The sequence below is a fragment of the Legionella pneumophila subsp. fraseri genome (assembly GCF_000586315.1).
GTDB classification, from domain to species: domain Bacteria; phylum Pseudomonadota; class Gammaproteobacteria; order Legionellales; family Legionellaceae; genus Legionella; species Legionella pneumophila_B.
In genome coordinates this window covers 53,397-70,974 of record NZ_KK074225.1, presented here as the reverse complement: position 1 = coordinate 70,974, position 17,578 = coordinate 53,397, and the positions used below count along the sequence as shown (strand labels likewise).

Here is a 17,578-nt window from a genome sequence, read left to right as displayed (position 1 = left end):
TATAAGAGCTGATAGTGAATTGAACTTTTGTGTTTTAACTTTGCTTCATTATGAACTTCATCTTAAAGCAAATTCTTGTTTGTATATTCGCAAAGATCTTCAATGATACAAGTCTTGCAATGTGGTTTACGTGCTGTACAGACATAACGGCCATGTAATATTAACCAGTGATGAGCATCATGTAAAAAGTCATGAGGTACCTTTTTTAGCAACTCCTGCTCAACTGCCAGAGGCGTATTACCCTTCGCTATACCAATCCGGTTAGCTACTCTGAAAATATGCGTATCAACAGCTATAGTTGGCTGACCAAATGCCGTATTCAAAACCACATTTGCAGTTTTTCGGCCCACACCAGGCAACGCTTCCAACGCCTCTCTCTGCTTAGGAACTTGTCCTTCATGCTGACCAATCAGTATTTCACAGGTTTTCATGATATTTTGTGCTTTGCTGTTATAAAGACCTATGGATTTAATGTACTCTTTTAACCTGTCTAATCCCAAATCCAGTAAGGCTTGTGGGGTATTGGCTACCCGGAATAGTTGAGCTGTTGCTTTGTTTACACTGACGTCTGTTGCCTGGGCAGAAAGCATGACGGCAATTAATAGCTCAAAAGGGGTGCTATATTTCAATTCAGTTGTAGGATGAGGGTTTTGTTTTTGCAAACGTTTGAAAATTTCTTGCGCCTTTTCTTTATTCATAGGTTTTTTTCGCTTTCACCCGAGCCAGAGCCTGAAGAATATAACTTTGTTTTGCTTGTACGTCTTGAGTATGATCTTGCGGATGTGCTGAAAGCTTCTTTCTTTCCCTGTATAATTGCTGTTTTTCATGCTCATCACGCAACTGGCGCATTTGTTTGGCATTATAACGTTCACGGGCCAAATCCTTATCATATCCAGCAGCAGGCAAACTAACCATCTCGATGCAATCAACAGGACAAGGATCCACACACAAACCGCATCCGGTACACTCATGAGTAATAATGGCGTGCATTAATTTACCACTACCAATAATTGCATCCACAGGGCATGCTTTGATGCATTTAGTGCAACCGATGCATTCTTCCTCGTTGATAACAGCAACTGAGGGAGCTCGAGTGCTTTCTATTGCTTCCTTCAAATAAGGAGAGGAATCAACATGCAGTAATTTTCCCAAAGCTTTTACAGTTTCTACACCACCAGGGGGACATTTATTAATAGGAGCCACCCCTTGGGCAAGCGCTTCAGCATAAGGCAAACAACCTGCATACCCACATTCCCCACATTGGGTTTGCGGCAATAACGCATCAATTTCTTTAACAGAGGCCATTACTTCACCTTCATACCAGGAAGCGCTCCTGCATCAGGTTGTAGTAAATAAATTCCCTGGCCATCCCCTGCCGCCAATACCATGCCTTCAGAAACGCCAAAACGCATAGTGCGGGGCTCCAGATTAGCAACCATGACGGTTAAACGCCCAATCAATTCTTCGGCATCATAAGCCTTTTTTATTCCGGCAAAAACCTGCTTTTGAGTATCACCCAAGTCTAAACTCAAGCGCATTAATTTATCAGCGCCTTCCACAGGCTCTGCATTGACAATTTTTGCAATGCGTAAATCCACTTTGGCAAAGTCCTCGATACTGATTAAGTTATCGGCTTCAACTGAGGTATTTTCTTTTGCTGGGGTAGTCGTCAGGGACTCTTTACTTTGCACCAACATCGCTTCAATTTTTTCTTTTTCTACCCTGACCATCAAAGGTTTAAAGATATTGATATGGTGATTTAGCAAAGGTTTATCGACAGAATTCCAGTCTAAAGGTTCGGAATTTAAAAATTCTTCTGACGCTTTGGCCATCATCGGCAAAACTGGTTTTAAATAGGTTATTAAAATGCGGAATAAATTGATTCCCATTGTGCATATGGCATGGACCTCCTCTAATTTACTTTCATCTTTAGCCAATACCCAGGGTTTATTGGCATCGATGTATTGATTGACTTTGTCGGCACAATCCATGATTTGTCGTATCGCCCGTGCATAATCTCTTGAAACAAATGCGTCAATCACTGACTCTCTAGCGCCCAATAACTCTTTGTATAGTTTCGGATCACTTAACTCTTGACTCAAACGATTATCAAAGCGCTTATTAATAAATCCAGCGCATCGACTTGCAATATTCACTACCTTCCCGACTAGATCGGCATTCACTCTATTGACAAAATCATCAAAATTCAAATCCAAATCATCTACCCGTCCATTCAATTTGGCAGCGAAATAATAACGCAGATATTCAGGATGCAAATGAGCCAGATAAGCTCGCGCTTCGATAAAAGTACCGCGCGATTTGGACATCTTCTGCCCCTCAACCGTTAAAAACCCATGGGTATACACGGCAGTAGGTGTTCTGAAACCGCTGGCAGCTAACATAGCTGGCCAGAACAAAGCATGAAAATACACAATATCCTTGCCTACAAAATGATATAATTCTGTTTTTGAAGCCTTATCCCAAAACTCATCAAAAGAAACGCCACGCTCATCGCAATACTTTTTAAAGCTTGCCATATAGCCTATGGGAGCATCTAACCAAACGTAAAAGTATTTATCCGGAACACCGGGAATAGGGAAACCAAAATAGGGAGCATCGCGAGAAATATCCCATTGCTTTAAACCCGCCTCAAACCATTCGCTGAGTTTATTCGTTACTTCGGTTTGTAAATGCCCCTTTCTTGTCCAATCCTTAAGTAACTCTTCGTAACGCGGCAAATCAAAAAAATAATGCTCTGATTCCTTTTCTACAGGGCTGGCTCCCGATATAACAGAAACAGGGTTAATCAAATCCGTCGGCGAATAAGTGGCGCCACAAACCTCGCAATTATCGCCATACTGATCGACAGCAGCACATTTGGGGCAAGTTCCCTTCACATACCTGTCCGGCAAAAACATTTGCTTTACGGGATCATAAAACTGGCGGATTGTTTTCTTGACTATATCACCGCCAGCCTGCAAACGTTCAAATATGGTAGTCGCCAATGCCTGATTTTCAGGTGAATGCGTGGTGTGGTAATAATCATAATCAATAGCGAACGCTTTAAAATCCTTTTCGTGACTTAATTTGATTTCGGCAGTTAAAGCCTCTGGAGTAATTCCCAGCTGCTCGGCCTTGAGCATAATGGGAGTTCCATGTGCGTCATCCCCACAAACGCTAATACACTGAATACCCAACATTTTGTGAGTACGAACCCAGATATCTGTTTGAATATGCTCTACCAAATGCCCCAAATGCAAATGCCCGTTGGCATAAGGCAGGGCACTGGTCACCAACATTTTTCGTTCACTAGTCATAGTTATAGAATACTCATCACCGATAATAAAGCGACTAATTATAGCGCAAAGGCAATTGAAATGCTGCAACAGAAAACAGGTTTTTATTAGTGATTATCTATGGGAGTTAAATTTTGCTGGAACGATCTGGTAATTTTATTACTACTTATTCTCTTATAATTTGCTAATATCAAAAAGACTAGGAAAAACCTCAAGGTAAAGGCAAAAAGTGTTTTTAATGAGGGAGATTAGATATACTAAATGACCTAATTAAAAACATTTTTTAATAAAGTGATTGGGTGAGTTTATAAGTCCTGATCAAATTAAATTTTCAACGAGTGAACAGACATGGCCAACCATCCAAGACTCATCATAGGCATCAGTGGCTCATCGGGCATAATCTATGGGATTAGACTATTACAAGTCTTGCAAAAATTACCCATAGAAACGCATTTAGTCATTAGTAAAGCAGGGCAACTGACCCGTGCTTATGAAACAGATATGAGTGCTGCCGAACTCAAAGCTTTAGCAGACGTTTACCATCCCTGCACTGATCTGACCGCATCCATTGCCAGTGGCTCATTTAAAACTTTGGGTATGATCATTGCGCCTTGTTCCATGAAAACCTTAGGCGAAATTGCGCATGGAATCAGTAGCAACCTGTTAACCAGAGCCGCTGATGTCGTTCTTAAAGAACGCAGAAAACTGGTGCTCTTGCCGAGGGAAACGCCTTTGCATCTTGTTCATCTGAACAATATGGTCTGTATTACACAAATGGGAGGCATTATCTGCCCTCCAGTGCCCGCTTTTTATAATCATCCGCAAAACATAGACGACTTAATCAATGATACCGTTGGGAGAGTACTCGATTTATTTGATTTGGATTGTGGGTTGGTGAAACGCTGGGGCGAAACATAAAAAAACGCGGCCTTAGCCGCGTTTTTTAATTACCACTTGCTTGTAATATTTTGATATTACTTGGAGCCAGTGAGAGATATGGTAGAAGTTGGGTTTTCAACCACTTCAGGAGCAACATCCTTAGGTTGTACAAATACTGTAGAAGTATGAACAGGCTCTTCGTCTTCAGAGCTTGAGCTGGAAAGTTTTGGAGCTTGTTGCTCAGAACCTTTGTTCAAACCACTGAATTGGTTTCTACGTCCTTCATCAAAGGTCTCATCGTTAACCGGTGTAAACTCTGGGTTGCTTGAAGGTTTCTTGCTGCGCAGATTTGAAATGCACTCTCTTAATGCGTTGAAAGCATTAACAACGGTAGCACCAACATAAACACCAGCAGTGGTTAAAGCAGCAGCAACACCAGCTGTAGCAGCAACTTGAGCAGCGTAGCCAGTACCAACTACGGAAGCGATTGATACTCCAAAAACAGAGAAGTTAACTACAGCAGCCAAAGCAGCAGGCCAGAAAGCAACAGTTAAAGCAGCAACGCCTGCAACAACTAAAGAAGACCAAAATGCCACTGAAATTGCTTTTTGGTGATTAGAAATGAAATTGGCAACACTGGTTCCCAAATACTTAACAGCATCCAGAGTCAAACCAATCAAACCACGGTTTCTTACATAGTTGCCATCTTCATCTTGAATGTAGTTACCGCGTTTGTCTTTTGCATAAGAACCTAAAAATAGGTTAGTTAAACCAGAAAAAACGGCTGCTGGCAAATAAAATACGCCAGTTGCAAATTGTTTCAATGTCATGTTTTTACTCCAAGGTTATAAATCGGAGCAGATTGTAGCAACCCCTTTCCTAAATGTGAATTAATTGTGTGCAATATGTTGTTACAAAAGTGTAAAGTAAGTTCATTTTATTGTCTTCATCCCAATAAAGTTCTTGCTGCGATTACAATAAAATTCACAAATTTTATATTCTAAGTTCTCTCATTTCATAGCCCCCATCAAGAGCATGAGGGTTTGAATCTGTTGAAACACTCAATGGATTTGCCCTGTCTTCGGTAGAATCAGAAGATGTATAATCATTAAATTCTTCATCCACCTCGGCTTCAAAGGATTCGCCAGGTTCTCCCTCCAAATGATCCATTAAATAACGGTAGGTATCTTCTTCACTGATCTCGACTTGATGATCCTGCTTATGATCAAAGTATGAATACACATGCCTGGCAATACTAATAGATTGTTTCCATGCCACCAAGCCTCCTAAAATTGCTCCAAAAGCAGCGCCAGTAACAATACAGCCAAGGGCCAGCACGGCGAGTGGAAGATGCAATGACGTTAAAAATGCCAATGGCGCCACTCCAAAAATACTTATGCTTGCAAATGCCGCCAAAACTGGGGGGAAGAGCAGAGCAAGGAATGTAACACCCAGGCCAACAAACGCCGACCCAATCAAGAGCATTGTCAAATAGCTCTTGTTATTTTTATACCATTCTTTGATTTTATCCCACATAAAAAACTCCAAACCAAAATTTCAGGGATTATATCATTAATTTAACTGTATGGGTTAAATATGAACATGTTTTTGATATGGAGTAGGATCGTCTACTCCTGCACTCTTAAAACCCCGCTTTCTAAAAGTACAACTGTCACACTGCCCACAAGCTTCTCCTGCTTCATTCGCTTGATAACAGGAAACAGTTAATCCGTAATCAACACCAAGCTCGATACCTAATTGAATAGTCTGGACTTTACTGAGATGTTGCAGAGGAGCATTAATAGTAAAGTGATCGCCTTCAATCCCTGCTTTCGTCGCCAAATTTGCCAGAATCTGAAAAGATTGAATAAACTCCGGGCGACAATCAGGATAATGAGAATAATCAACAGAACTGGCACCAATAAAGATATCTCTGGCATCAATCGATTCGGCATAACCTAAAGCCATAGCCAAAAAAATAGTATTACGGGCAGGAACATAGGTGACTGGTATTTCCGTACTTTCTTTGAATTCAGGTACTTCAATAGATGAATCAGTCAAAGCGGATCCACCAAATAAAGCGGTATCCAGTGTAACTATTTTGTGTTCAGCCACATCCATATGTTTCGCTATTCGAGTTGCGGCACACAGTTCTGCGGAATGCCTCTGGCCGTATGAAAAACTTAATGCATAACAAGCAAACCCCTGAGATTTAGCCAACGCGAGACAAGTCGTTGAATCTAAACCGCCAGAAAGCAAAACGACAGCTTTTTTCATAATGCAAAACCTCAAAAAATTGGAACAATTGCTTGCTCTTAAAAATTCCTGCTAAAATGCAGGCCAATTATGCCACAATATGGAATGTGATGACGACTCCTCTTTATCCAATAATTCTAGCCGGGGGCTCTGGCACTCGACTATGGCCTTTATCAAGACAAAATTTTCCTAAGCAATTTTTAAAATTAAATGGCGAATTGTCTTTAATTCAACAAACCATGAAAAGAGCAATGGGATTGCCTGGTCATCAAACCATTATCGTGAGTAATGACGCTCATTACTTTATCTGCCAGGATCAATTGCAAGATTTTAACGTGCAAACCACTTACTTGCTTGAGCCTTGTGCAAGAAATACAGCTCCGGCGATAGCTTGTGCAGCTCATTATTTAGCAAATACAGTAGGAAAGGATGCCGTCATGCTGGTCTTACCCTCGGATCACTGGATAGCTGATGACGACACATGGCTGGCAGCCATGTTAGAAGGAGGACAATTTGCTTCAGAAAACAAAGCGATAGTGACATTTGGCATAACGCCTGATAGCCCCAAAACCGGGTATGGTTATATTGAGGCCGGCAATACTCTGTCCAATGATATAAAGCAAGTTTTGAGTTTTAGAGAAAAACCAGACGCTCAAACTGCAGCGCAATTTGTGAGTAAAGGGAATTATTTTTGGAATAGCGGCATGTTCATTTGTCGTGCAGGGGTATATCTTGAGGAGTTAGAACAATTTGAAGCCGAAATCTACCAATTCAGTCAACAAGCACTGACCCTTGCCCAACATCATCATGATTTTTTGCGTCTTGATCTGGATTGTTTTTCTCAATGTAAAGAGGAGTCTATTGACTATGCCATCATGGAAAAAACAGATAAGGCCGTTGTAATACCCATTTCCATACAATGGAGTGATCTGGGCTGCTGGACTGCTGTTGCTGACGCGAACAAACAAGATGAGCAAGGCAATACTCTCATTGGAAATGTCATCGCTCAAGACAGTCACAATTGTCTCATTAATAGTGAAGAGTTGTTAGTCACAACCGTTGGAATTCAGGACCAAATTATCGTTGCAACCAGTGATGCCGTATTAGTTGCCGATAAACGCTATTCGCAACAAGTGAAAGATTTGGTTCACTCCTTACGTAAAGATCATCCTCATTTAACTCAAGATCACCAACGTGTTCCCAGACCATGGGGATATTATGAAATACTGGCTGAAGGCACCTCATTTAAAGTAAAACGCCTTATGGTTAAACCTGGTGCAAAACTCTCTTTACAAACACATCAGCATCGTGCAGAACATTGGGTTATCGTTGGCGGTGAAGCAGAGGTAGTTAATGGAAACAATACATTCCGATTATCAAAAAACCAATCCACCTATATTCCGAAAAACGCATTACATCGATTAAGTAATCCGCATAATGAACCACTTTATGTTATCGAAGTACAGAGCGGCTCCTATCTGGGTGAAGACGACATCAAACGCTTTGATGATATTTATTTAAGGAAGGAAGTTGAACTGGCAGAGTGATTTCTATCCAAAATAGTCCTCTTGATTCAGCTCATCATGATTGGATCTCTTGTATAACCCGCAACTCGCCTTACCCCTATTCCTGCAAATTTTAGTATCAATACTGTAAAGCCAATCGCACTCATCTTGTACCCAAAATAAATACTATGCTATAAAAAAGAACAAATTTACTTTTTATAGTATCATTTATATAGGTAATTAACAAAAATTAAAAAAGAGATGACTTTATGGCAACCAGTAGTTTAATTCTTCAATCTTACTTGAAAACCCTCAAAACTGATGAGAAATCTGAACTACGCTATGAAGACAAAGTAGAAGAACTTCTTGAATACAATAGCAAAGCCAAAGGAGGAGATTTTCTAGCACCACTGAGTTTTTATCTGCCCATTATAGAAAATACTGATGAAGTCATGCTTCGTTATATGAGTGAAGAAGACAAGAAGAAACTAATACGAGATTTGCAAGTCGCCTACTTGCTTTTACTCACGCAAAAAAAATACGAAGAAGAACATCAGAAATATGAAAACATAAAAACATACACGCAGCACATTAAACGATGTGAAGAACTGCTAGACTACCTTAATTATCATCAAGTCTGCAAAGAACAAAAAAGAGCCCCCTCGCCAGAGCATGGCTATGCCAGCGATGGCTATCCAGTAAAATACTTGAGCATTTTTCTGGGTAAAGAATTGGCAGAAATGATAGTCGATTCCATGGATCGCAAAACCAAAACCATCAAAGAATCGATGGGCTGGTTTAATGAAAAGCGTTTGTATTGGGTTTGGGCATCCAGCTTGCTTAAAGTGATACTCGCTGCATTACCGGATGACTTTTTTAATGTCGGCCAGGCAACCCAGGTAGTCAAAGCCCCTGATCCCTATACAGGTACCCTGAGTTGGGCTTTGTATTATTTTCGCTTTTCCCTCAATATGTTTTTGCTACTCAAACACACGATTAGTGGCCCATGGATGAGCGAAAGGGAAAAAAAGACACCGTGGACAGAACGATTCCTTACCCAGTGGGATCAAAGAAAATTTACCTTGCTCAATGATTCTATCTGGGCAACAGGAAACTTGATTTGCTTTTTCTGGCTTACTGGCAAAGGAGCTCTTGGAACCTGGGGTGATGTATTGACTTTAGCACTGCTGGTCTTTGACATCAGCCTGGCCATTTGGGATTACGAAGAGCAAAAAACGCGCCACTACAAAGAAATGTTAGCGTATGAGGAAGACATTAAAAAATTAAAGCGATTAATCAGCAAGGCAGAAGAAGAACCAGGAAAAGAGCATGAAAAGCTTAGAATAATCCAAGAATACGAATTGCAATTACAAGGTTTAATGCGAGCGCAAAAAGAATCTGAAAGAAATTGGGACCTGCAAAAAGTCAGTTTATATGCAGGCATAGCTTACGCTGTCGGACTCATGCTCGCTTTTGCATTACTGGCCGCCCCTTTCTTCCCTATCTCCGGACCGGCTTTACTGGCAATCACTATAACAGGCGCTGTGCTTTGCCTGGCTTTCACAGTAATTTACAATGGCGTGAAAGGCGGTATGGAAGTCTATAAAGCACATTGCTCCGCCAAGGAAGCGAAAAAGGGCTATGATGATAAGGTTGAGTTATTTAAACTCTTATTGGAAAAAAATCCCGCTTTGGATGATAATGAAAAAAAATTTCTCTTCCTGGAAATCAAAAAATTAAAGGCAGAAACAGAATACCAGAAGCAGATGGTTGTTTTTCAAACCATGCATTTGCTACGCTCGGTGATTTTGGAATCGTTTATACCAGCCGTTGTTTTTGCCAGCTTCGTTTTTTTACCGTTAGGAATTGGATTTGCCGTCCTGGGCGCCACAATTGGTGTTGCCTTGGCGACCAACTTAATGATCAACGCTGCTTTCAAACCCGCGAAAAATGAAGTCAAAGCCTTTAATGAAAAAGAATATGAGGCTTTTTGTAAAGACCCGGATAATTGGAATAAGCCTTCCAAAGCAAAACAAAGTTTCTTTCAACCTAAAGAGAAAAAACCACTTTTAGATGCCGTCGCTGCAAAAACACAGGAAGAAGAAAAGGACAGGCTCGACCTGCTGGATGACACAAGCAGTGAACCCCTGTTGTTAAGTAGTAAAAATAATCCCAGCGCATAATCTTCATTACATCTTGGGACAATTGCCAAAAAAGTGTATAATTGCACATTTTTTTATATGTTGGCTTGGATCGTTTTGCAGAAAATCCAAAAATCCAATTTAGAATTTTGGCATAACTAATGGTTAAACATGAATCTTGAACAATTATATGATGTCATAGTCGTTGGCGGAGGGCATGCTGGTACAGAAGCGGCACTTGCAGCAGCACGCCTGGGTGTAAAAACCTTGTTATTGACCCATAACATAGACTTGCTTGGACAAATGTCCTGCAATCCAGCCATAGGCGGCATTGGTAAAGGGCACCTGGTTAAAGAAATTGATGCCCTTGATGGAGCAATGGCTAAAGCCGCCGATCAGGCTGGGATTCAATTTCGAATTCTTAATGCCTCAAAAGGGCCTGCAGTTCGAGCCACACGCGCACAAGCGGATCGTGTTTTGTATAGAAAAGCCATTCGCACACAATTGCAATCACAGGCTAATTTAACCATATTTCAACAAGCCGTTGATGATTTGAAAATTGAAGGCGGTTTGGTTACAGGTGTTGTAACCCAAATGGGGCTCACGCTCAAAGCACGCGCTGTTGTATTAACGGTAGGGACTTTTCTGGGTGGCAAGATTCATGTCGGTATGAACCAATACGCAGGAGGCAGAGCCGGGGATCCCCCTTCCATTGCGTTATCTAAAAGCTTGCGCGATTTGGATTTACCAGTAGGACGTTTGAAAACAGGAACGCCTCCTCGAATTGACAGACGAACCATTGATTTTAGCCAGATGGTAGAACAACCAGGTGATACCCCGGTTCCAGTGTTTTCCTACTTGGGAACGGCAAAAGACCATCCTCAACAAGTTCCATGCCACATTACACATACCACAGAAGCCACTCATGACATAATAAGAAATAATTTGGATAAATCGCCAATGTATGCGGGAGTCATTGAAGGAGTTGGCCCTCGTTATTGCCCCTCGATAGAAGACAAAATTGTTCGGTTTGCTGATAAAACATCTCACCAGATTTTTGTTGAACCGGAAGGTCTGACAACGGAAGAAATATACCCTAATGGAATTTCTACCAGTCTCCCCTTCGAGGTACAAGTGCAATTTGTGCGCACCATTAAGGGTTTTGAAAATGCCCACATCACCAGACCAGGGTACGCCATCGAGTATGATTATTTTGACCCACGTGGATTAACCTCATTTTTGCAAACCAAAGCCATTCCTAATTTGTTTTTTGCCGGACAAATCAATGGCACAACCGGATATGAGGAAGCGGCAGCACAAGGAATTATTGCGGGCATGAATGCTGCCCTGCAAATCAAAGATCAAGCGTTGTGGTGCCCACGCAGAGATGAGGCCTACATAGGTGTACTTATCGATGATTTGATCACTTGCGGAACGCAAGAACCCTATAGAATGTTTACCTCAAGAGCAGAGTATCGTTTGCTATTACGTGAAGATAATGCCGATTTAAGACTGACTGAGAAAGGCCGACAGCTTGGCCTGGTAGGTGATGAACGGTGGGACAGCTTTTCCAAAAAACGTGAAGCGATTGAATCAACTCAAGCTTTGTTACACAACAGCTGGGTGAGGGTTCATCATAATGATTTGTTTAAAGAGACTTTGCTTAATCCAATGCAACACGATTGCCGTGCCGTTGAATTTTTAAAACGACCAGAGATAAATTATCAGCATCTTTTAATGATGGATGATTTGAATTTGCCTGAGTTGCCGCAAGAAATAACAGAGCAAATTGAAATTCAGAATAAATATGCCGGGTACATCGACAGGCAGCAACAAGAAATTGAGAAATTGCGCAAGCATGAAAATACCCTGCTCCCAGAGACTTTGGATTATAATGACGTTGTAGGTTTATCAAGTGAAGTCATTCAAAAACTAAACCGAATTAAACCAACTTCCTTGGCTCAAGCTGGGCGGATTTCTGGCGTAACCCCTGCGGCCCTCTCTCTTTTACTTGTTCACCTGAAAAAGAGCCGGCTTCCAGTATGATAGATAATACGAAAACAAGATCATTGCTTGAAAAGGGTTTAGCCGAGTTTAAACTCGATTCCATCGGCGATCTCTTGCTGGATTTTTTGCTCCTGCTCAATAAATGGAATAAAACATATAATCTCACTGCAATACGTGATATTGAAACCATGGTCAACAAGCACCTGTTCGACAGTCTGGCTATTTTACCATGGATAAAGGGAAATCATATTATCGATGTGGGTACTGGCCCGGGTTTACCTGGCATCCCTTTGGCTATTGCCAAACCTGACTTACAATTTGTATTATTGGACAGTAATGGGAAAAAAATTAGCTTTCTCAATGAAGTAAAACGTCAACTCAATATAAAGAACATTGAACCAATACAAATTCGAGTAGAGAACTACCACCCAAACCAAGGTTTTGATACAGTAATAAGCAGAGCATTTAGCAGTCTCGAACAAATGATAAAATGGACTCAACATCTTGTCGCTCAGGATGGTTTGTGGTTAGCCATGAAAGGGCGGTTTCCGGATACTGAATTGGTCCCGATTCATCAAACATATCGAGTTGAGAGATATGCTGTCCCGGGTATCGAAGGAGAGCGTTGCTGCGTGCTTATTAACAACACGAACAAGGAATAATTATGGCGAAAGTCATAGCCATTGCCAACCAAAAAGGTGGAGTAGGTAAAACAACCACGGCCATCAATTTATCTGCATCTCTTGCCGCATCCAAACAGCAAGTTTTGCTGATCGATTTAGATCCTCAGGGTAATGCAACGATGGGTAGTGGGGTAGATAAAAGGCAGTTGGTTCACACAACCAACGATGTCTTGTTACGCGATTGCCTGGCTGAGCAGGCATGCCTTGCTACAACTTGCGGATATGATTTAATTCCCGGTAACGAAGATTTGACTGTTGCAGAAGTCAGCCTGATGGAGCGCAATCATCGGGAAACTTTCTTATTCAAAGCATTACAACCCATCCAGTCCAATTATGATTTTATTTTAATTGACTGCCCTCCTGCTTTGAATACATTAACCATTAACGCCTTTGTCGCTGCTGACTCCGTTTTGATACCCATGCAGTGTGAATACTATGCTTTGGAAGGATTGGCTGCGTTGTTATCAACCATCGAACAAGTGAAATCGACAGTGAATTCACGTTTGCATATCGAGGGCGTCCTTCGTACCATGTATGATGCACGCAACAGATTATGTGCCGAAGTATCCAAGCAGTTATTAGAGCATTTCCCTGCAAAGGTTTATAGGACTGTTGTACCACGCAATGTAAGACTGGCTGAAGCGCCAAGTCATGGAATGCCGGCTTTGCAATATGATAAATCCTCACCGGGTGCAGCAGCCTATATGGTTCTCGCTGCCGAAGTGATAAGTAAACAAACTGTAGCCAGTTAATTTGGGGTAAGTAATGACAGTAAAACGCAGTAGTTTAGGCCGTAATTTATCTGCTTTATTAAGTCAATCAAGCAGCTCTTTATTATCAAATGAGCAACCCCAGACAGAACAACAACTCAAACTCGCAGTGACTTGTTTACAGCCGGGCAAGTATCAACCTCGTGGTGGAATGGAAGAAACCCCTCTCAATGAACTTGCCCAGTCCATTAAAAAGCAAGGCGTATTGCAACCCTTGCTGGTTCGTGAGATAGACAATGGACGGTATGAAATCATCGCAGGAGAAAGACGCTGGCGTGCCAGCCAACTGGCAGGCCTTACCGAAGTCCCTGTTATCCTCAAACAGGTAGATGATGAAACAGCCATGGCGATGGCACTGGTTGAAAACTTGCAGCGTGAAGATTTAAATGCCATGGATCAAGCAAGAGCCATGTACAGACTCACCAATGAATTTGCGCTTACCCATCAGCAGGTAGCCGATCTTTTATGTAAATCAAGAACTGCGGTAAGCAATTTTCTTCGCTTACTTTCCCTTTCAACACCAGTAAAAAAGCTCTTGGAAAATGGGGACATAGACATGGGACACGCTCGAGCGTTACTCGCTTTGGATGAAGAGCAGCAAAGTCAAGTTGCTCAATTAATCATTGCCAAGAATTTATCGGTCAGAGAAACGGAACAGCTAGTTGAACGAGTAAAAACAGGGAAACCGGAATCAAAAGCCCATCAAAAAGACAACCCTCAGTTTAAAGAGCAGCTAAACTCTTTAGCGAAACATTTACAGACTAAAATTAAATTAAAACAAGGAAAAACCGGCAAAGGCACATTGATTATTCATTATGAAAACGATCATAATTTGCAAAAAATTATTGAGCAATTATTAAATTGAATCTATTAAAGACAGCTATGAAATAGCTTGATTTTGAAACATAACAGGAAAAACCTTTCTTGTTAAGACTGGTTTTTTGTCTTATCCCCGACAGGTATTCTTAAATTTAAAGACAGTTCTTGCAAATTTATCAACCCAAAATAATTGTCTAGTTAGTCATCCAATTATTTAAGAATGTTTTATGGTAGAAAAATTACAATGGAGAAGGTGAGAGAGTTTTCTGCATAGTATTGTAAAGAGAAAACTCTCATGAGTTTGGACTCAATTAAAAATTAATATAAATATCCAAGCTTAAATGCACCTCCAACAAAACCAAAGTTGCTTTCGCTTGTCACTCCTGCAACTTGAGGAGCACCAGTCATGCCGCTTCCTGGCAAACCAAAACCAGCACCGGTTGTGGCTGATTTTGAGGCACTTCCACCACCAATCCATTCTTGCGCTACAAGGGATAGTTGACCACTTAGCTCTCCTTTGCCCCATTTTTTATTGTAAGCGATTCCAAGTTCTGCATCTATGATTTCCAGAACGGTTTGATGTCTATTTTTTCGTTGCACAAAAGCATTTTCATTTAAAATCTCATTACCATTTTGTGTGCCTCGCACCAATAAGGTTTTACTTGCCTGTTGTTTTGCAGGACCATATACAGCTGAGCCTCTGGCCAAGCCAACCAAGGAAAAACTACTTTGTCCCAAAGGAATCGTATCTTCAATCATAATAACAGGTCCCCAACCCCAAAAATTATGCCCGGATAAAAGATCCTTTTTATGTGCCGTTATAAATTGAGGTACAGGGGGATTCATACGAATATCTAATGTTGCGCCTGGTTCTTGAGTTTCGAAGGCATTATATTGCTGCGACATATACGCATATCGTGCCCCTGCCCCAAGAACAATGACTGAGTTTTGAACCTCATAATTCTTGGTTATTATACCATCCCAAATCTGAGTATTAAGTTTCGTTTCAACCGTCATGCTATCACGTAAATTGTTATCACGTGTATCAATATCTAAACCAATTGGAGCAGCTGAAGAAATAGGAAAGGATAAAGTCAAATCGGTAACTGAAGTCTGGGGGGCTGCAGTAGTTTGCTTAGTCTTTTGATCAAAGAACCAATAACGAGTTCGAAATCCCAGACCTGATTCTGAAACATACCCTAGAAAAAATTCTGGAGCTACGTCGACATCATGCGATACATCCTTTTGGGATTGGATATCAGTTACCGTAAAATTCGCATCACCTGCTGCAACTCTTCTTGCGCTAAGGAAATAAAAAGCCGGGTTATTTTGAAAAAAAGGCTCTACTACTTGCAAATTACCCCCGCCATTCCAATGGCTTGATGCCAAGGCAGCCTCCCCTGCTGTCCCAGCTATAGTGGACTTTGATAACAGCATGATTGTACAAATTGCTGTCATAGATATAAAACGACTAGATTGCATAGACCAATATCTCCTTGTCAAATTGCCTACATCCATTTCCCCAGTTGCGCAGCACAAATCAAATAATGAGAAAAATCGCGAGAGGTTACCTAAAAATGTTAAAAACGACAGAGATGTTACTTCATCTCAAATAGCGAGGCAAATATAATCTGATAAATTGTTTCTAAATTATTTCGATATCAACTGATTTTGGATAGGTTCATTTTTAATACGTCTTATGTTTGTCTAATTCTAATCCATTAAATAGTCTGCTATGCCACACTTACCATCTGATACCTCTTGTGCACAAGAGCTCATTCTAGCCAATATATTTAAATTAAGAACAATTTGATCATTGATAGTCTAGAATACAAATAAGAGGAGAATTATTTCATTTAGATTACACATGAATAGTGCAGAGTGAATTTTCGAATTAGAAACAATTCATTATCTAATGTCAGTCACTATTAAGACAAGCAACTGAAGTCGCCCAGTTAAGGAGAAACTGTGCTAATTCAACCTATAGAACCTGTTGTTATAACCATTAAGATTGGTCAAAATAACTTTGAATGCCAAATGGTTAGCTTATCTGAATCTGAATTAGAAATAAAAAGTAATGATTATTTTGAAAAAGGTAGTGATGTCCATTTTTTTGCAAAATATTTCCGAGGCCATGCTGTTGTAGACTCAATAGCCTTTTCAGATTACTGTTTTACTTACAAAATGAAAGTCGTTCGAATTCAATTTCAACCGGGCTTATTAATTAATACCCGGTTGTAATACACGATAAATTAGCCTCACCCTACAACCAATAGACAAAGACAAATAGAAACAACCACACCACATCCACAAAGTGCCAATACCAGGCAACCCCTTCGAAAGCAAAATGCCGTTCAGGAGTAAAATGACCCTTCTTGCAACGAACCAGAATAACGATAAGCATGATTGTTCCGATTGTTACGTGCAAACCATGGAATCCTGTCAGCATGAAAAAGGTAGTACCATAAATACCTGCATCCAGCGTTAAATTCATTTCCGTATATGCTTCATGATACTCATAGCTTTGTAACATCAAGAACAAAACGCCCAAGGCGATGGTCAATGACATACCTGTTAGTAATTGAGTACGCTTTCTTAATTTTAAAGCCCAATGTGCCCAGGTGATGGTTACCCCGGAAGTTAATAAAATAATGGTATTTATTGCAGCCAAACCCCAAGCCCCCATGGCTTCATGAGCCCCGGCAAAAGTCTGATTATTTGGATTACTCAGCAAGGGCCAAACTGCTTTGAACTCAGGCCATAAGGTGTAATGAGTAATAGGATGCATCTCACCACCCAAAAGAGGGACTGACCAATATCTTGCAAAAAACAGGGCTCCGAAAAAGGCTCCGAAAAAGCATACTTCAGAAAATATGAACCAGCACATACCCCAGCGAAATGAACGATCAACTTGCAAATCATATAGGCCTTTGCTGTTTTCATAGATGACTTGCCCAAACCAGCCAAACATCATTGCAACCAAAATACATAAGCCCGCTATAAATACGTAAGGGCCATACCAGTCATGATGTAGCCAACATGCTGCGCCAACCAGTGTGGTGGTCAAACCAATTGAGCCAACCAAAGGCCAGTGACTGGGTTTGGGAATATAATATGTACCATGTGCTCCCATTATTCTTTAATCTCCTGTAACAATAAGTCATTCAGCCAAACGCTGATACTCAAAGACCGCTGATATTTGGCTAGCATGAATTACCTTGT

General features: G+C 40.9%; 16 protein-coding genes. 8 read left to right on the top strand and 8 right to left on the bottom strand.

The window, feature by feature from the left end; all coding sequences use genetic code 11:
- Positions 1-62: 62 nt before the first annotated feature.
- From nth to metG, 3 genes are read right to left on the bottom strand one after another with little or no spacing between them, the layout of a single operon-like run.
- Positions 63-698: an endonuclease III gene (gene nth, locus CC34_RS0111930; RefSeq protein WP_028379557.1), complete on the bottom strand. Its 636-nt coding sequence runs from the start codon at positions 696-698 to the stop codon at positions 63-65.
- Positions 691-1,305 carry an RnfABCDGE type electron transport complex subunit B gene (locus CC34_RS0111925; RefSeq protein WP_027228720.1) on the bottom strand — a complete coding sequence of 205 codons (615 nt, stop codon included), beginning with the start codon at positions 1,303-1,305 and terminating at the stop codon, positions 691-693. The genes nth and CC34_RS0111925 overlap by 8 nt, the downstream gene beginning before the upstream one ends.
- Entirely contained in the window at positions 1,305-3,317 is a 2,013-nt protein-coding gene (gene metG / locus CC34_RS0111920; RefSeq protein WP_028379556.1) for a methionine--tRNA ligase, read from the bottom strand. Before metG ends, CC34_RS0111925 begins: the two co-directional genes overlap by 1 nt.
- 327 nt (positions 3,318-3,644) lie before the next feature.
- Between metG and CC34_RS0111915 the strand changes: the two genes are divergently transcribed.
- On the top strand, positions 3,645-4,214 hold the full coding sequence (locus tag CC34_RS0111915) for a UbiX family flavin prenyltransferase (protein WP_028379555.1): 570 nt from the start codon (positions 3,645-3,647) through the stop codon (positions 4,212-4,214).
- Between the two features lie 56 nt (positions 4,215-4,270).
- On the opposite strand, the gene CC34_RS0111910 is transcribed toward CC34_RS0111915, so the two are convergent.
- From CC34_RS0111910 to queC, 3 genes are all read right to left on the bottom strand, one after another.
- Entirely contained in the window at positions 4,271-5,005 is a 735-nt protein-coding gene (locus CC34_RS0111910; RefSeq protein WP_027228717.1) for a hypothetical protein, read from the bottom strand.
- 163 nt (positions 5,006-5,168) lie between these two features.
- Positions 5,169-5,723, bottom strand: a complete 555-nt coding sequence (locus tag CC34_RS0111905) for a LapA family protein (protein WP_080272304.1) — start codon at positions 5,721-5,723, stop codon at positions 5,169-5,171.
- 42 nt (positions 5,724-5,765) lie between these two features.
- Positions 5,766-6,452, bottom strand: a complete 687-nt coding sequence (gene queC, locus CC34_RS0111900; protein WP_028379554.1) for a 7-cyano-7-deazaguanine synthase QueC — start codon at positions 6,450-6,452, stop codon at positions 5,766-5,768.
- Between the two features lie 89 nt (positions 6,453-6,541).
- Here queC and CC34_RS0111895 point away from each other — a divergent pair, with 89 nt between their 5' ends.
- From CC34_RS0111895 to CC34_RS0111870, 6 genes are all read left to right on the top strand, one after another.
- A complete protein-coding gene (locus tag CC34_RS0111895) occupies positions 6,542-7,978 on the top strand; it encodes a mannose-1-phosphate guanylyltransferase/mannose-6-phosphate isomerase (RefSeq protein ID WP_028379553.1) in 1,437 nt (478 codons plus the stop codon).
- Between the two features lie 227 nt (positions 7,979-8,205).
- Positions 8,206-10,119, top strand: coding sequence for a lpg2888 family Dot/Icm T4SS effector (locus tag CC34_RS0111890; protein WP_028379552.1), 1,914 nt, complete (start codon positions 8,206-8,208; stop codon positions 10,117-10,119).
- 129 nt (positions 10,120-10,248) lie between these two features.
- Positions 10,249-12,123 carry a tRNA uridine-5-carboxymethylaminomethyl(34) synthesis enzyme MnmG gene (mnmG, locus tag CC34_RS0111885; RefSeq protein WP_027228712.1) on the top strand — a complete coding sequence of 625 codons (1,875 nt, stop codon included), beginning with the start codon at positions 10,249-10,251 and terminating at the stop codon, positions 12,121-12,123.
- On the top strand, positions 12,120-12,746 hold the full coding sequence (gene rsmG / locus CC34_RS0111880; protein ID WP_028379551.1) for a 16S rRNA (guanine(527)-N(7))-methyltransferase RsmG: 627 nt from the start codon (positions 12,120-12,122) through the stop codon (positions 12,744-12,746). The genes mnmG and rsmG overlap by 4 nt, the downstream gene beginning before the upstream one ends.
- 2 nt (positions 12,747-12,748) lie before the next feature.
- On the top strand, positions 12,749-13,519 hold the full coding sequence (locus tag CC34_RS0111875) for a ParA family protein (protein WP_010948577.1): 771 nt from the start codon (positions 12,749-12,751) through the stop codon (positions 13,517-13,519).
- A 13-nt stretch (positions 13,520-13,532) separates the two neighbouring features.
- Positions 13,533-14,402 carry a ParB/RepB/Spo0J family partition protein gene (locus CC34_RS0111870; protein ID WP_028379550.1) on the top strand — a complete coding sequence of 290 codons (870 nt, stop codon included), beginning with the start codon at positions 13,533-13,535 and terminating at the stop codon, positions 14,400-14,402.
- Between the two features lie 272 nt (positions 14,403-14,674).
- Here CC34_RS0111870 and CC34_RS0111865 read toward each other — a convergent pair whose 3' ends face one another.
- Complete coding sequence (locus CC34_RS0111865; RefSeq protein WP_231957890.1) at positions 14,675-15,838, bottom strand: Lpg1974 family pore-forming outer membrane protein; 1,164 nt, start codon at positions 15,836-15,838, stop codon at positions 14,675-14,677.
- Between the two features lie 486 nt (positions 15,839-16,324).
- Here CC34_RS0111865 and CC34_RS0111855 point away from each other — a divergent pair, with 486 nt between their 5' ends.
- Entirely contained in the window at positions 16,325-16,597 is a 273-nt protein-coding gene (locus CC34_RS0111855; protein WP_028379547.1) for a hypothetical protein, read from the top strand.
- Positions 16,598-16,619: 22 nt separating this feature from the next.
- On the opposite strand, the gene CC34_RS0111850 is transcribed toward CC34_RS0111855, so the two are convergent.
- Positions 16,620-17,489: a cytochrome c oxidase subunit 3 gene (locus CC34_RS0111850; protein ID WP_014842885.1), complete on the bottom strand. Its 870-nt coding sequence runs from the start codon at positions 17,487-17,489 to the stop codon at positions 16,620-16,622.
- Positions 17,490-17,578: the final 89 nt, after the last annotated feature.

What these genes read in the sequence shown, in the direction of transcription:
- nth (WP_028379557.1), bottom strand. Translation starts at nt 698, where the DNA reads ATGAATAAAGAAAAGGCGCAAGAAATTTTCAAACGTTTGCAAAAACAA.
- CC34_RS0111925 (WP_027228720.1), bottom strand. Translation starts at nt 1,305, where the DNA reads ATGGCCTCTGTTAAAGAAATTGATGCGTTATTGCCGCAAACCCAATGT.
- metG (WP_028379556.1), bottom strand. Translation starts at nt 3,317, where the DNA reads ATGACTAGTGAACGAAAAATGTTGGTGACCAGTGCCCTGCCTTATGCC.
- CC34_RS0111915 (WP_028379555.1), top strand. Translation starts at nt 3,645, where the DNA reads ATGGCCAACCATCCAAGACTCATCATAGGCATCAGTGGCTCATCGGGC.
- CC34_RS0111910 (WP_027228717.1), bottom strand. Translation starts at nt 5,005, where the DNA reads ATGACATTGAAACAATTTGCAACTGGCGTATTTTATTTGCCAGCAGCC.
- queC (WP_028379554.1), bottom strand. Translation starts at nt 6,452, where the DNA reads ATGAAAAAAGCTGTCGTTTTGCTTTCTGGCGGTTTAGATTCAACGACT.
- CC34_RS0111895 (WP_028379553.1), top strand. Translation starts at nt 6,542, where the DNA reads ATGACGACTCCTCTTTATCCAATAATTCTAGCCGGGGGCTCTGGCACT.
- CC34_RS0111890 (WP_028379552.1), top strand. Translation starts at nt 8,206, where the DNA reads ATGGCAACCAGTAGTTTAATTCTTCAATCTTACTTGAAAACCCTCAAA.
- mnmG (WP_027228712.1), top strand. Translation starts at nt 10,249, where the DNA reads ATGAATCTTGAACAATTATATGATGTCATAGTCGTTGGCGGAGGGCAT.
- rsmG (WP_028379551.1), top strand. Translation starts at nt 12,120, where the DNA reads ATGATAGATAATACGAAAACAAGATCATTGCTTGAAAAGGGTTTAGCC.
- CC34_RS0111875 (WP_010948577.1), top strand. Translation starts at nt 12,749, where the DNA reads ATGGCGAAAGTCATAGCCATTGCCAACCAAAAAGGTGGAGTAGGTAAA.
- CC34_RS0111870 (WP_028379550.1), top strand. Translation starts at nt 13,533, where the DNA reads ATGACAGTAAAACGCAGTAGTTTAGGCCGTAATTTATCTGCTTTATTA.
- CC34_RS0111865 (WP_231957890.1), bottom strand. Translation starts at nt 15,838, where the DNA reads ATGCAATCTAGTCGTTTTATATCTATGACAGCAATTTGTACAATCATG.
- CC34_RS0111850 (WP_014842885.1), bottom strand. Translation starts at nt 17,489, where the DNA reads ATGGGAGCACATGGTACATATTATATTCCCAAACCCAGTCACTGGCCT.